Source organism: Roseospira visakhapatnamensis, assembly GCF_014197915.1.
Classification (GTDB): domain Bacteria; phylum Pseudomonadota; class Alphaproteobacteria; order Rhodospirillales; family Rhodospirillaceae; genus Rhodospira; species Rhodospira visakhapatnamensis.
The window spans coordinates 1-13,779 of the sequence record NZ_JACIGK010000016.1; the positions used below are offsets into that span (position 1 = coordinate 1).

9 protein-coding genes are annotated in these 13,779 nt (G+C 65.4%); 7 read left to right on the plus strand and 2 right to left on the minus strand.

Annotated elements, in window-relative coordinates; genetic code table 11:
* Nucleotides 1-315: 315 nt before the first annotated feature.
* The 7 genes from cas10 (at nucleotide 316) to GGD89_RS11460 (ending at nucleotide 10,686) form a co-directional block, all read left to right on the plus strand.
* Nucleotides 316-2,559, plus strand: a complete 2,244-nt coding sequence (cas10, locus tag GGD89_RS11430; RefSeq protein WP_184045334.1) for a type III-B CRISPR-associated protein Cas10/Cmr2 — start codon at nucleotides 316-318, stop codon at nucleotides 2,557-2,559.
* A 14-nt stretch (nucleotides 2,560-2,573) separates the two neighbouring features.
* Complete coding sequence (cmr3, locus tag GGD89_RS11435; protein WP_184045336.1) at nucleotides 2,574-3,695, plus strand: type III-B CRISPR module-associated protein Cmr3; 1,122 nt, start codon at nucleotides 2,574-2,576, stop codon at nucleotides 3,693-3,695.
* Nucleotides 3,688-4,605: a type III-B CRISPR module RAMP protein Cmr4 gene (gene cmr4 / locus GGD89_RS11440; protein ID WP_184045338.1), complete on the plus strand. Its 918-nt coding sequence runs from the start codon at nucleotides 3,688-3,690 to the stop codon at nucleotides 4,603-4,605. The genes cmr3 and cmr4 overlap by 8 nt, the downstream gene beginning before the upstream one ends.
* Nucleotides 4,606-4,817: 212 nt before the next feature.
* Nucleotides 4,818-5,258: a type III-B CRISPR module-associated protein Cmr5 gene (cmr5, locus tag GGD89_RS11445; RefSeq protein WP_184045340.1), complete on the plus strand. Its 441-nt coding sequence runs from the start codon at nucleotides 4,818-4,820 to the stop codon at nucleotides 5,256-5,258.
* Nucleotides 5,233-7,281: a type III-B CRISPR module RAMP protein Cmr6 gene (gene cmr6 / locus GGD89_RS11450; RefSeq protein WP_184045342.1), complete on the plus strand. Its 2,049-nt coding sequence runs from the start codon at nucleotides 5,233-5,235 to the stop codon at nucleotides 7,279-7,281. Before cmr5 ends, cmr6 begins: the two co-directional genes overlap by 26 nt.
* Nucleotides 7,282-7,323: 42 nt before the next feature.
* Nucleotides 7,324-8,937: a CRISPR-associated DxTHG motif protein gene (locus tag GGD89_RS11455; RefSeq protein WP_184045343.1), complete on the plus strand. Its 1,614-nt coding sequence runs from the start codon at nucleotides 7,324-7,326 to the stop codon at nucleotides 8,935-8,937.
* 522 nt (nucleotides 8,938-9,459) lie between these two features.
* Complete coding sequence (locus GGD89_RS11460; RefSeq protein WP_184045344.1) at nucleotides 9,460-10,686, plus strand: tyrosine-type recombinase/integrase; 1,227 nt, start codon at nucleotides 9,460-9,462, stop codon at nucleotides 10,684-10,686.
* A 510-nt stretch (nucleotides 10,687-11,196) separates the two neighbouring features.
* Here the strand turns inward: GGD89_RS11460 and GGD89_RS11465 are convergent.
* Both GGD89_RS11465 and GGD89_RS11470 read right to left on the minus strand, forming a co-directional pair.
* Nucleotides 11,197-12,423 carry a hypothetical protein gene (locus GGD89_RS11465; protein WP_184045345.1) on the minus strand — a complete coding sequence of 409 codons (1,227 nt, stop codon included), beginning with the start codon at nucleotides 12,421-12,423 and terminating at the stop codon, nucleotides 11,197-11,199.
* A complete protein-coding gene (locus GGD89_RS11470; protein ID WP_184045346.1) occupies nucleotides 12,404-13,444 on the minus strand; it encodes a nucleoid-associated protein in 1,041 nt (346 codons plus the stop codon). The genes GGD89_RS11465 and GGD89_RS11470 overlap by 20 nt, the downstream gene beginning before the upstream one ends.
* Nucleotides 13,445-13,779: the final 335 nt, after the last annotated feature.

Genomic DNA, 13,779 nt, shown 5'->3' on the forward strand with positions numbered 1-13,779 from the left:
GCTCCGGAAACGGCGGTTGTTCACTCTTCGTTCTACGCGATTCCGGACCACCTGTCACCACATGATGTGGTCCCGGACTCAAAGGGATAAGCCTCAAATGGAGGCCCTTCGAGGGGTTATTGGGGATGTCGCCAACCTCATTCTCGATGTCGTCACCATCCGAACCAGCCATGGCGTTCGGTCCTCCATGGAGGCCATGCACTTAATTTCGTCCATCCCAACGCGGAAACACGGCTGAAGAGCGATCAGATCTCTTGAACGGTCTCGCGAGAACGGCCACAGTTTTTGCTCTTATCGCCCCGCATGAGATATTCCATGACGTGCAATGACCTCGATTGGGACGCCCTTCGGCAGATTTGGCTAGACGACACCGGCGATGCCTGGCAGGCCGCCTTTGGCAGCGAAATAGGCCTGTCAGAAGCGATCCGGTCCCATCTGATGTCGCGAACCCAGCACGCCGCGACCCAATCGCCTTTGTCCGCTAAAGATTCCGTTTCCAAGCTGGTATCCGGGGCCGATGCCGGTCGCTCCCTGGGAAGAAAGGCAACCGACCGGGCCGCCTTTCTCCGTCTCTGGCGGGGCCTGCCGAGCCAAATGGCGACACCATCGCCGCATTCATCGGACCCAATTCGGCACCAAAGGGATATCAACACCGCACTGGCTGCGGCGGTACAGGCCGGTGACGGGACGGTTGGCCTTCTGACCCTGGCCGCCGGGCCCGTGCAGGGGTTTATTGCGGCGGCGCGCTCTCTTCGCGACCTGTGGACCGGTAGTGCCGTGTTGTCCTGGTTGACGTTCCAGGCGATGCAGCCGGTGATCGACGCTTTGGGACCGACCGCTTCGGTGTTCCCCAGCCTGCGCGGCAATCCGCTGATGGACGTGTGGTTGATTGAGACCGGCATGGTTCCTAATGGCCTGCTGTCACGCCCCTCGGCAGAGGCCCTGATGGCGCCGAGCCTGCCCAACCGGTGTCTCGCGGTCGTGCCGTGGGGCAAGAACGGCACCGATGCGGCAAACCTCGCGCGGGCCTGCGAGGAAGCGGCCAAGGCGGCCATGGACGCGGTAGCCTCCGCCGTCCGGCGCGAGATTGACACCGTCTATGGAACGCGGTTTCCGGGCTGGGATGGGCTCTGGCACGATCAGGTCTCCGAAATGCTGCATGTCCAGGCGATCGCCGTGCCTCTGGACGTGTCCGATGACACACTCAAGTGCCTGTGCGGCTCCAACCCAACCGACCGCTGGTCCGCCGTGACCGATTTGGCAGCGCGCGTCCTAGCGGCGCGGCGCTCGGTGCGACCGGTGCCGGTGCCGAAGACCACACCAGCGGCCGGCGCGGTGCCGAAGTGCACCCTTCTGGGCACATGGGAACAGGTCGGAGGCAAGGACTTCTGGAAGACGGCGCCGAACGGCCTGCGCCTGAAGGGGGTGCGCATCCGCAAGGGAGAGGCATTCTGCGCGCCATCCCTCGTCAAAAGGTTCGCGTTCCCGGCCTTCCTGGATCAGGCGTTGGGGTTGGAACGCGCCGATGCCCGCTTCCCGGACACCGCCACGGTTGCGGCGATGGCGTGGCTGGAAGACGCGGACCTGGACTGGCGACTGCGCGCGGACCGGGGCGACTGGTCGGGCCAGTGGCTGCATTGGAAAACCCCGAAACAGGGCAAGCATGAGGATGACGAGCCCTGTCCGCCTGACGTTTGGGAAGAAATTGGCGCTGCCAGGATCCGCGCGGCGGACCGGAACCTTGGGGTCGCCCCGGCCTATTACGCCATCCTGGCCGCCGACGGCGACCGCATGGGGGACCTGTTGCGCAAGGCCATGGGACCGGCCGAGCACGCCCGAGTATCGGAAGTGCTTGGCCATTTCGCGGTACATAGCGTTCGACCCATTGTCGAAGGTCAGGGCCGGGGGCGCGTCATTTATGCAGGCGGCGATGATGTCCTGGCCGTGCTGCCGGCCCGCCACGCGATGGCCTGCGCAAAAGCGCTAAGGGATACTTTCCATGAGCAAATAGGGGGAACTCTGTCGGTCGGCCTCGCGGTGGTGCATCACAAGGCGGACCTGCGCGAGGCCCTGGACGCTGCGCGTGCCGCTGAAAAGACGGCCAAGGCTTCCGGCCGAGACCGTCTAGCCCTGACCATCCAGCGGCGTTCCGGCGAGCATGCCACCAGCCTGCTATCGTGGCAGGATGCGGATTGGGTGCCCCGGCTGACGACGGCATTCACCGACAGTGCCTCGGATCGCTGGGCCTATCGATTGCGCCAACTCGCGGATCCTCTGGATGGTATGGGCGATCCTGACGCCATGACCGCCGAAATCCGCCGCCAGATCGGCCGCGCGGAGACAAAAGCGCACACGATCCTTGCCTCCGAACTGTCCGCAGCACCGGCCGATCCCGGCTCGTTGATCCGCGATCAGGCCAGAGCCGCCGTCGTGAACGTCTTCAAGACGTTTTGCGCCGGGCATGTCGATGGACAAGGCGTTCCGTTGTCGAAGACACCTCTCAAGGCCTTCGCCATGCTTTGTCAGGCGGCCAGTTTTCTGGCGCGGGCGCGGGATTGAGGGAGAGGCAAACGATGACCATCGATCAAAAGACGCTCACCCTCTTCCTGGATCCGCTGGACGGGCTGTTCTTCCGCGACGGCCGTCCGTTCGGCGCTGGCAACGCCGCCAACAGCGGCCTGCCGATGCCCCAGACCCTGGCCGGAGCGCTGCGCAGCCACCTCATGTCGCGCTTGGGGTGCGATTTTGCGGGTCTTGGCAAAGCCCTGCGTGGCGGCGCGGACCTGAAAACCGCTTTGAGCAATCAGAGCGCGGAGTTGGCGGCCATCGCCGATCTGCGCCTGTCCGGTCCCTGGCTGTTTCGGTCCGATTCCGGAGCGGAGCCGCACGGTGTCGTGTTTCCGGTTCCGGCGGTCTTGCATCGGGAGAAAACGGACCGGGGCGACGGACCGCTGCATCTCCTGCGGCCACTGAAAGACCCGCCGCCGGGCTGGGACCAGACCGCCGCCGCGCCGACCAAGAAAGCCCTTTGGATCAAGACCAACCACCCCACGGAGGCCGTCACCGGGTTCCTGTCGGGCGCGGGTATGGCCGATGTCCTTAACGGCCGGGTGCCGGACAAGGCATCTCTGGTGTCCGCCATGGATCTGTACGACACCGACCGCCGGGTCGGCCTGGTGATCGGCACCGACACAAACGCCGCCGAGGATGGTCAACTTCACACCGCCGGCTTTCTGTGTCTCGCACCAGGCGTGCGTTTTGTCGCCCAGGTAGCGGGACTGACGCCCGCTCTTCGCCGAGTCTTGGAAGACGCACCGGTTCTCGGTTGGGGTGGAGAACGTCGGCAGGCCCAGGTTTCGGTGGAGGACGCGCCCATCCCCGGCCGGCCGGCTCCGCCTGACCTGGCGGATGCCGATGGTGCATGCCTGATTCTGACCACTCCGGCCCCACTGGCCAACGGGTGGCACGGGGCGAACTGGACGCCGGTGGCGGCGGCAGTGCCCGCCCCGGTCGCTGTATCCGGCTGGGATCTGGCACGCAACCAACCCAAACCGACCCGTTTTGCCGCGGCGGCGGGCAGCGTGTTCTTTTTCGACGGCGAAGCCCCCGAGAGCTTGGCCAACGATGTGTGTGACGGCGAGGACCGGCGCCTTGGCTATGGGTGCGTCCTGAGGGGAGTATGGCGGCATGCCTGAGGTCATCGACAGTCTTTACATCCAGGCCCTGACCGGGCTGCACCCGGGATCGGGCACGGCCCTGGGGGTGGTGGACCTGCCGGTACAGCGCGAAAGGCACACCGGATGGCCGGTGATTCCGGCGTCTTCCCTGAAAGGGGTGATGCGCGCCGCCACCCGTCCAGCGAACGGCGCCGGCCGAGATACCTGGATCGTCGTGTTTGGACCGGAGAAGCTGGACGAGGCCGACGACAAACAGGCCTTTGCTGGTGCCCTGGCCCTGACCGATGCCCGCATCCTGGCCTTTCCGGTGCGCTCGCTTCGCGGCGTGTTCGCTTGGGTCACCTGCCCGGCGGTGCTGGAGCGGTTCCGGCGGGACATCGCGCTGATGACCCGACCAACGACTGTCCCGGCAACGGTGACCGTAACCGAGTCCCTGACGCCCGGAACGGTGCTGTGCGCCGAGAATAGCCCGCTGTTGATTGGCGAGACGGGCAAGATGATCCTGGAGGAGTTCGACTTCGAGCGGATGGGCGATCTGGGCGGGTGGGATGATGCCCTCGCGCAGGGGGTGGACCCCGAGGCGTGTGAACGGTTCAAGAAAAACCTCGCCATCCTCCACAACGACGACTTCGGCCACTTCGTGCAGCATGCCACCGAGGTTGTGGCGCGCGTGGGCCTGGATGCGAAGACCAAGACCGTCCGCGACGGGGCTCTGTTCTACGAAGAGGTTCTGCCGCCTGAAACCCTGTTCCACGCCCTGGTGATGGCCGATGCAAGCCGGCGAAAAGACCACCCCATGACGGCCGAGGAGGTTACTGGCTGGCTGCGCGGCACCGTGCGGGATGTGCGGGACGTGATCCAGATCGGCGCCGACGAGACCATTGGGCGCGGCTTCTGCCGCCTCACCTGGCAGGGGGAGGGCGCGTGATGGGGAGAAGGGGCCGAGGCGGGAAATCCCCCTATGCACACCATGGTAAGGCGGCGGTAACACCCGCGGCTCTAACCCCGGATCGGGCCGAAACCGTGCCCCCGATATCTTCGTCCGCGACTCCAGGGGCCGCCCCAGCAAGCGCCGCTAGCGCCGCCACCAGCCGCGCCAGCGATCTCGCCCAGCACCGCGCGAAACACGCCTGGGACACGGTGAAAGCCGCGAAAGCCCTGGACCATTCGACCGAACCCAACAGCGCCAGGCAGGCCGACGACACTCAGGCGGACAAAAAGAAATCCAGTCACGCCAAGGCCTTCGGCGGTCAGGCCAAGAAACTGCCGATGCGTATCCGGGCCGCCGGCCTGGGGCAGGCCCTGGCTTTTGTGCGGGCGAAGGCCAAGCCGGGAACCGAGCAGAAGGTTAACCCCGGCCTGATCCTGTTGCTGGAGCGGCTCGGCGGCTGGGTGCTGCCGCGCCTGGATCCGGCCACGGCGGCGCCCGTCTCCGACGACGCCCTGTTGCGGGCCATCCTGGACAACGACGCCACCTTCCTGCGCCGCGCCACGCTGGAGGCCATGGCCTGGCTGGAATGGGTGAACCGGTTCGCGGAAGCGGAGGATTTGGGCGATGACGACACCCCCGAGCACGGTTGACGCCCACACGGGACCGTACATTCCGAAAACAACCCGCGATTTGCTGGCCCCGGTGCGGGTCGAGCAACGCCATCCGGGCCTGCAACTGGACAAGTTCAGCGCCGGCGGTTCCCAGAAGGACCATCAGGGGCAGGCCGTTCAGGATGTCTGCAAGACGACCGGCGATCATGAAACGTTGGAGTGGGCCATTCAGAGACGGGCGCCGCTGTTGACGGACGCCACCACCGTCACGGCCCGGACCGAGGGGCCCTTCACCCTGCACCTCTCGCGGGCCTCCGCGCTGGAGAACGCCGGGATCTGCCTGCATCCGTTGTACGGTTTCGCCTACCTTCCCGGCAGCGGTTTGAAGGGCATGGCCCGCGCCTGGGCGGAGACGAATGGCGCCTCACAAAAAGAAATCCATGCCGTTTTTGGACGAGTACCGGAGGGCAAGGCGGACAGCAAAGGCGCGGCTGGCGCCGTGGTGTTCCACGATGCCTGGCCGACCGAATGGCCGACCCTGATCCCGGACATCGTTAACAACCATCATCGTGACTACTACGAGGACAAGGCTGGTAAGGTGCCTCCCGGTGACTGGATGGGCCCGGTCCTGGTGCAGTTCCTGGCCGTGGCGCCCGGCACGCCGTTCCTGTTCGCGGTGGGGCCGCGCTCCGAGGGGACCGATCCGGCCCTGGTCACCAAGGCGGTGGAGTGGCTGACGCACGCCCTCGCCCTGCGCGGGGCCGGCGCCAAGACCAACGCCGGCTACGGCACCTTCGTGCCGGTCGATGCCCCCCGCCCGACACCGGATCCGAACCTCTCCTTCACCGTGACCCTGGAACTGACCAGCCCGGCCTTCCTGGCCGGTGCCACCCAGGACGGTAAGGATTGCGACCTGCGCCCCGCCACCCTGCGCGGCCTCTTGCGCTGGTGGTGGCGCACGCTGCATGCGGGGCACATGACCGTTTCAGAACTCAAGCAACGCGAAGCCCTGATCTGGGGTGACACCACACGCGGCGGCGCCGTGCGGGTGACGGTGAGGCCGGAGGGACCGAAAACCTCCCCGTCTCCGTTCGACAAGGACCTCATTCGAAATCGGGAGCGCCTGTCATCGCCGGGCAAGGGACATATCCAGGGCTTGTTCTACGCCAGTTACGGCATGGATGAGACGGTGACGGATCGGGCCACGCGAGCCAAGACCCGACGCCAACGGTTCTGGCTGCCCGCCGGAACACGCTGGTCCGTCACCCTGATAAGCCGCGACACGGGGAAAGACGGCAATCCCGGCACGGCCCTTGATGAGGCGAAGGCCGCCCTGTGGCTTCTGAGCCGGTACGGAGGCGCGGGGTCCAAAGCCCGAAAGGGATTCGGCTCATTTGCCGACATCGAGGACGAAACCGCCAACCGGTTGGTCGAGGCTGCCAAGGTGCGCAAGCCCTCGGTCAAGGAACCGCCCACGCCGGCGCTCGAACAGATGATCGCCGGGGAATGGATCGTGCGCGGCTCGCCCTGGCAGGCCATCGACGCCGCTTGGCATGAGGTCGAACAGTTCGCAAGTGCGCGGAAACACAGCCGGGACAAGGTGGCGCTAGGGCTGCCCCGCCAGATTCACGGTCCCCTCGAAAAAGGCCCACTGAAGCATCAGAACCCGGCGACTTGGCAGCGCCCGGAACACCTGCGCGGCCCAAAGGGCGACCGCCACGCCGCGCCCTATCACCTGCACGTCGGGCGCCGCCTGGATGGAACACCGGTCCTGCGCTTCACCGCCTTCCCCGCCCCCAACCTGCCCGACTCCGACACCAGCCGCGCCATGCTGGAGGCGGTGAGGGACGCGCTGGACGCGGAGTTTGGCGGTGACGTTAGCTCCGGCCCGGCAGGCCGTCCCCGGCATGGCGGGGGTGGGGGCGGCCCACGCTACCCCCGCAAAGGTGAGGTGGACGGAGACCCGGTCCTGGTCCTGAGGGATAACGGGGATACCTATTGCGTGGAATTTCCCTGGGGAGACGTCGAGGACGTCGCCAAGGACGACGTGATGTTGATTTGAGACCGGTTGGTCCCGACGAATGTTTGAGTGGAGGGCCTTGCCGTGCATGAGACTGTGGCGCGCCTTATCAGTTTTGTGGGAACCGGCAACTACCAGCCCGTAACCTATCAGTGGCGCGATGATCCGACAGTGCGGGTCACAACGAACCTGATGACCGATGCCCTGGCCCAGTTGCTAATGCCTGCCGAGGTGGTTTGCCTGGCCACAAGACAGGCCGAGGACAAATGGCGCGCTGACCTGGACCAGAGGATCTCGACGGCAATCGGAATCATGCCCCGTTTCAGCATCATCCCGACCGGACAAACTGAACGGGAACTCTGGGACATATTTGATATCTGCCGAGAGGAACTGTCACCGGCCGCCCAGTCGGGGCCATTCTATCTGGATATCACTCATGGCTTCCGGCATCAGCCCCTGATTGCTGGTGCTGTCTCCGCCTTCCGAACGCTGACGCAGAAACCGCAAGATACCGGTCACAACCCTGTTCACCTCGTCTACGGCGCCTTCGAGGCCAAGGACGAGAACGGCGTCGCCCCAATCTTCGATGTCACCTCGTTTCTGGACATCGTGGACTGGGCGCAGGCCATCATGATGTTTCTGCGCACCGGGCGGGGCACCGATCTGGTCGATCTCACCAAGCAGGCCGACCAGGACATGCGGCCCGGCATGTCATCCGATGGCCTCACGCCGGCTCTTGCGGGTTTGGCCGATCCCTTGAACGCCTTCGCGACCGATCTGGCGACGATCCGGACCGGGTCCTTGCTGCTCGGGTCCGACGGCTCCGACAGTGCGGCCAAAAGGCTCCGGGACGCCATCGACCGCATCGAAACAGGCGGTGTCCGGCAGGCGGCCCTGGCCTCGATCCTGGGCCGTCTGCGGGCCATGGCGGACGAACTGTCCCTTCCCCCCGGAGTCTCTACCTTGGCAGGGCCGGACGCGCACGCGGTCACCGTCAATCTGGCCAGGCGTTACCTGGAGATGGACCGGTACATGGAAGCGGCGACCACTGCGACGGAGGGGCTTACGTCGCTGGCTGGAAAGCCGAACGCAGGCAAACCCGGTCCAGACTTCGGGAAAAGCGCTCGGGACAAGGCCCAGAAACGGGTCAACGCGTATCGCAAGGCTGCTGGCTTCGAAGACAGCGACATTCGCAACGACCTGAGTCATGGCGGGTTCCGAAAAGAACCGTCGGCCGGGCAAGAGATCGCGGATTCGGTCACTCGGTTTGTCGATGCCTTCAGCACCCTGACCGCTGACACACTGTCGGCGGCGGTATCCCCCAATCCCTCCTCCGCGGTCTTCCTCAACATTTCCAACCATCCGCTGACCAACTGGGATCCGGCGCAGACGCAGGCCGCGCAGGCTCTGGCGCCCAATCTCGCCGAATTGGGCTTCCCCGACGTGCCGCCCGACGCGGACGAGGATGACATTTGCACCTTGGTCGACGATCTGGACGCCCGGGTGCTACCCGAAACCACTCACGCCATGGTGCAAGGCGAGTTCACCTTGACCTTCGCGTTGGTCCGGCGCCTTCAGAAACGAAGAATCACCTGCCTCGCGGCCACCACCGAACGCGATGTGGAGACCGAAGCCGATGGCGGTCGGCGCTATCGGTTCACGTTCCGACGCTTCCGGGCCTATGGCAGCCTCGCTTGAGAAGTCGTCACGGCACACCCCAACCGCCGGAAACCACATGCGGCGCGTTCCCTGCTGTGTCCAGGCCGACGTGGCAGCCCACCAACACTCCCGCGCAAGCTCTAGGCACTCGGCGGGCCCAAACTGGACCCATGGCGCGCCGAAACATCCCCCCGCCTGCTTCCCCCATGCTTCCCCCATGCTTCCCCGGGTTTCGCACACGAAAAAGGGCGCCCGTTGGGCGCCCTTCAAAGCGTTGATTTCGCTTTAGAAAACGGGAGCGGGCGATGAGATTCGAACTCACGACCCCAACCTTGGCAAGGCGTTCAGAGCGATACGCTTAGAACCGATCTGATACGACGGGAACCCATATCGCATTGCTATTGGATAACTTTTTAAGCGGGGGTCTACGCCGACATTTCCCTGTACCCACCCGAATGCGCTCTCATCTGCTTACAGTCTGCTTACATTGACCCGGAAATGGCGTAGTGTAAGCAGACGCGCCAGCGGGGATGGCCCGCCGGCCGGGGTGAGAGGCGGACAATGGGTCGGCTGACCAAGCGGGCGGTGGACGCCCTGGAACCGCCGGAAAAGGGACAGGCCTTTCTGTGGGACGGCGAGTTGCGCGGCTTCGGCGTTCGGGTCATCGCGTCGGGCCTGAAGACCTTCGTCGTGCAATACCGCTCGGCGGAGGGGCGTAGCCGGCGCATGACGCTGGGCCGCTTCGGTCCGCTCACCGTTGACCAGGCGCGCGCTCGGGCGCGGGTGACGTTGGGCGCTGTGGCGGCTGGCGATGACCCGGCGGAAGACCGCCAGCGGCAGGGGCGTCCCGTGACGGTGGCCGAGGTCTGCGACTGGTATCTTGCCGAGGCCGAAGCGGGCCGCCTGCTCGGCCGAAGCCACCGGCCCATCAAGCCGTCCACCCTGGCAATGGACCGCAGCCGCATCGAGACGCACATCAAGCCGCTGCTCGGCAGGCGGGCCGTACGCACGCTGACGGTGGGCGACATCGAACGGATGCAGGCCGACATCGCCAGCGGTGCAACCGCGCGTCGGCGCGGGAGCGGACGCGGCGGCGCCACCACCGGCGGGACCGGGGTGGCCGCGCGATCCGTCACCACGTTTCGCGCCCTGCTGGGGCACGCCCGGCGGCACGGCGTCATCAAGAGCAACCCGGCGACGGGAGCGCGGCGGTTCCCGGACAAACACCGCGACCGCCGCCTGTCCCTGGTCGAGATCGGGCGGTTGGGAGTGGCGCTCCGGGACGGGCGGCCGGCCGGCCTTCATCCAACCGGTCTCGCGATGGTGCGCGTCCTGCTGCTGACCGGGTTCCGCATCGGCGAGGCGCGGAGCCTGCAATGGGACTGGATCGATCACGAGCAGGGCTGCGTTCGTTTCCCGGACACCAAGAGCGGGCCGCAGGTGCGGGTCATCGGGCGCCGCGCCCTGGATCTGCTGACACCCCTTCCCGTTCCAGGCGGGTCGCCCTTCGTGTTTCCGGCCGATCAGGGCGACGGTCCGTTCACCGCCGCGCCGGACACGCTTCGGCGGCTGTGTGCCATGACCGGCCTGACCGACGTCACGCCGCATACCCTGCGCCACACCTTCGCCAGCGTGGCCGGCGACCTGGGGTTCTCGGAACTCACCATCGCCGCGCTGCTAGGACACGCCGCGCGCGGGGTCACGCAGGGCTATGTGCACATCGACGCCGCGCAACGCCTCGCGGCCGACAGGGTGGCAGAGGACATCGCGAACAGGTTGGAGCCGTGAACCCCTCCGTCCGACCCTTGCCAGCAGGCCATCGGTCTCGGCCCGGTCAAGGACACGCCGCGCTTCGCGCGGGGACCTTCGGCCCTCCTTGACCGAGCCATCGCCCGATGGCGTTTCGGCTGGCAGGTCGGGACGGAGGGATGGTCGTGGGTCCGGTCGAACAGAGGGATAAACAAGATGGGATCATCTGGCATGGGGTCCGATGCCGGCCGGCGCTTGGTCGCTGGCAACCCCGTTCGTCATCGCAGATTTCACAATTCGAAAAGAAATTCTGGTTTGAATTCAGAAATATACTAGTGTAGGAGAGCGTAAATGAGCGTAGTTGGAAACAGGGTTCGGACGAAGGCAAGATAAAAGAGAGCCTCCGATGTCGTCTATCCTGTCGTCTGCACATCGTTTTTTGGGAGGTTGGCGGTTGGATGTGGAGGCTATCCGAATTACATCGTTGATTCTATTCAGTCTTCGTGGAGGCTCGTAAGAGGCGGCGTGCTTCCCTTGTGACGGCATTTCTTACCCGCTTAGCGCCCCCGCCAAACAGGTTCCCATGTCGATCGGTGTCAGGACTGCAAAGGCCCAGATGGCCAGTACCAAGCCCGCGACCGCGATCCCGGCAAGGATTCCCAGAACCCAGCGGTGCCAGCTCAGTCGGTCCTCGACCTTCTCGTAAAGGTCGGCGAACTGCCGCCGGATGTCCGCATGCTCCTTGTTCATCCGCTCGGTCTGCCGCGACACGTCGTTGGCGATGGTTTCGAGCGTGAGCCACTGATTCCGCAATGCCACGAACAACAACACGGCAAAGATGACGACACCCACGAGCACGGCGAGGTTGCCCAGGGCGACCGCACCGCATCCCGTGGCGGGCTTCATCTGCGTGGCGGCAATGACCGTGGCGACAGGAATGCCCAGCATCTGCCCCTGGATGTCGGTCACCGTTTTGTGGATGCGGGCCACGGTGTCCGCCGCCTCCTTCTCCATCTGGCTCCGGATCCGGTCATACGAGAACGCGGCAGCGAACAGCCGGTAACCGTCCCGCACCCGCGCCTCGAGGTCCTCAAGATGCGCCAGCAGGTGCCGAAACCGGGCCGGGGCCGGATGAGGCGCCATCATTTCCCGTGCCGACCGGGCTAGGATGGATAGCCGCTCGTCTCGGTGCAGATCGGACTGGAACAGCCCGAGCAGGGCTGTCAACGCATCGAGATCCAGCCCTTCGAGGTCACCTTGATGATAGTTCACCGGAACCCGAATCCGACCGCCGTCCAGGAACAGAAGACACTGGTCGTCCCGGTCCAGAAAAGCCGCCTCCGCCAGCACCCCGACCAACTCAAGAACCAGGCCGTACCGGGCGATCAGGGGCGGAGGATGGGCGTCGCTGGCCTCCGATCGGCCGGACACGATGAAATACCGGGGCGGTCGACATATCCGCGCCTTGCGGGTGCGTAGCAGGTCGTCCAGGTCCCGGGCCAGCACTCCGAGTGCGAGGCGCGGTGACTTCATCGCCACGGGCACTACGTCGCCCACCCGTACGTTCGCGATCTCGTGTTCAAGGTGAATGTTGCTGTCCCGGGCTGCCTGATCATCCGACTCGATCCGGGCCAGCGTCGCTAGGATCGCCCCGGTCTCGACCGTCAGGTCGCCGGTGATCTCCGCCGCAGGGTCTGCCCGTTCGGCGTCCGTCGAAACGTGAAACGCCGTTTTTCGGTAGATCGCCAGCAGGTCGTCAAAGGTCAGCCGCTCCATCGGTCTGGTCCCGGTCCGTCCCGACCTCGTCGCGCAACTGGTCGCGCAAGCCCTCGGGGATGTGGCGGATCGTCAGGGTGCCCGCCTCCGCATTGTAGTCGATCTCGCCTTCGTCGAGGGCACTCCGCTCGAACTCCAGAGACCACAGTTGGGTCTTGCCGCGATAGACGGTCAGCGATCGCAACGACCGCCGATCAGGCACGAACGCGCCGGTGATGTTCAGCTCCAGATCGGTTAGGTACTCCAGCAGCGCCGCCGGGTCCGTGGGATGCAGTTCGTTCGCGAAGGCGTCAAGCGTCATCTCCTCGTGCCGCATCGCATAGCGGTCGCCGATCGCCTTGGCGCGCTGGAGCAGATCCGCGCGATCCTCCTGGTTCATGCCCTGCGCAACCGCGAACCGCTTGACCACACCGACGACGTTGCGCGTGTCCTGCGCCGCCTGCACGGTGGTATCGCACCCCAGAAAGCGCTGGAAATACTCCGAGATGTCCCCTCGGCCCTTCAGGAAGTCGACATAGCGATTGCCGCCTGCTCGCCATTTGGTGATGTCCACCCGCCCGGCAAATCGGAAGCCGCCCAGGTCCAGGTAGTTGGTGCGGTTCAACCGGCCACCTGTCAGCCGCGCTCCCACCTTGTCGTTCACGATCGTGACGATCAGGGCCTCCGTCTCCACCTGGCGGAAATGGACGAAGATGACGTAGCCACCGGTCGCGGCCGTCCCCTTGGCGCGATCCACCAGCGTTGCCATCATTCGCGCGGTCAGGCCCCCGAAGTCTTCCGCCGCGCCGGCCATGTAATCTCGCAATTGGCGTTGCGTCGGGTACTGGTCCTCATCGACGGCAAACACGCCGTAGGCCTTGTTGGAGCGTTTCGCGTATTCAGAGGTGAGTTCGTCCACCAGCCAAGCGACGGTGTCCGTGATGTCGTGTTCCGCGTTTACCGGCGCCGCGACAAAGTGCCCGCCTTCCTCCTTCCGCAACGCATGAATAGCGCAGTGATGGATCCGCGTTTCGCTCGGCATTCCGCCCCGTTCTCCCCAACGTGTGACGACATCGCGCGCCTTCTGTGCCCGCCGAGCACGACTCCGGCATGACAACTGAAGCGCTTACTCTTACTGCTGCGGCCCTTTTGGGCGCAAGCCAGAACAACGACGTTAGCATCCTTGGGTGTATGCTGCGGGCTCCCCTCTGTCCCGAAGGAGCGCGTCCCTGGAGGGCCTTGCTCTCAACCCCCTGAAAGACCAAAGAAAACGGGGAGGCGTCTGGCGGAGCCTCCGCAGCGGACATGAGGGTCGCGTCCGGCCTCGGCCCCTGAGGGGCGACCCGACCCGCAAACCTCATGGTTCGACAGGACCCC

Excerpts from the sequence above, each read along its gene's own strand:
- GGD89_RS11465 (WP_184045345.1), bottom strand. The coding sequence starts at position 12,423 with ATGGAGCGGCTGACCTTTGACGACCTGCTGGCGATCTACCGAAAAACG.
- cmr6 (WP_184045342.1), top strand. The coding sequence starts at position 5,233 with ATGACGACACCCCCGAGCACGGTTGACGCCCACACGGGACCGTACATT.
- GGD89_RS11470 (WP_184045346.1), bottom strand. The coding sequence starts at position 13,444 with ATGCCGAGCGAAACGCGGATCCATCACTGCGCTATTCATGCGTTGCGG.
- cas10 (WP_184045334.1), top strand. The coding sequence starts at position 316 with ATGACGTGCAATGACCTCGATTGGGACGCCCTTCGGCAGATTTGGCTA.
- GGD89_RS11460 (WP_184045344.1), top strand. The coding sequence starts at position 9,460 with ATGGGTCGGCTGACCAAGCGGGCGGTGGACGCCCTGGAACCGCCGGAA.
- cmr4 (WP_184045338.1), top strand. The coding sequence starts at position 3,688 with ATGCCTGAGGTCATCGACAGTCTTTACATCCAGGCCCTGACCGGGCTG.
- cmr3 (WP_184045336.1), top strand. The coding sequence starts at position 2,574 with ATGACCATCGATCAAAAGACGCTCACCCTCTTCCTGGATCCGCTGGAC.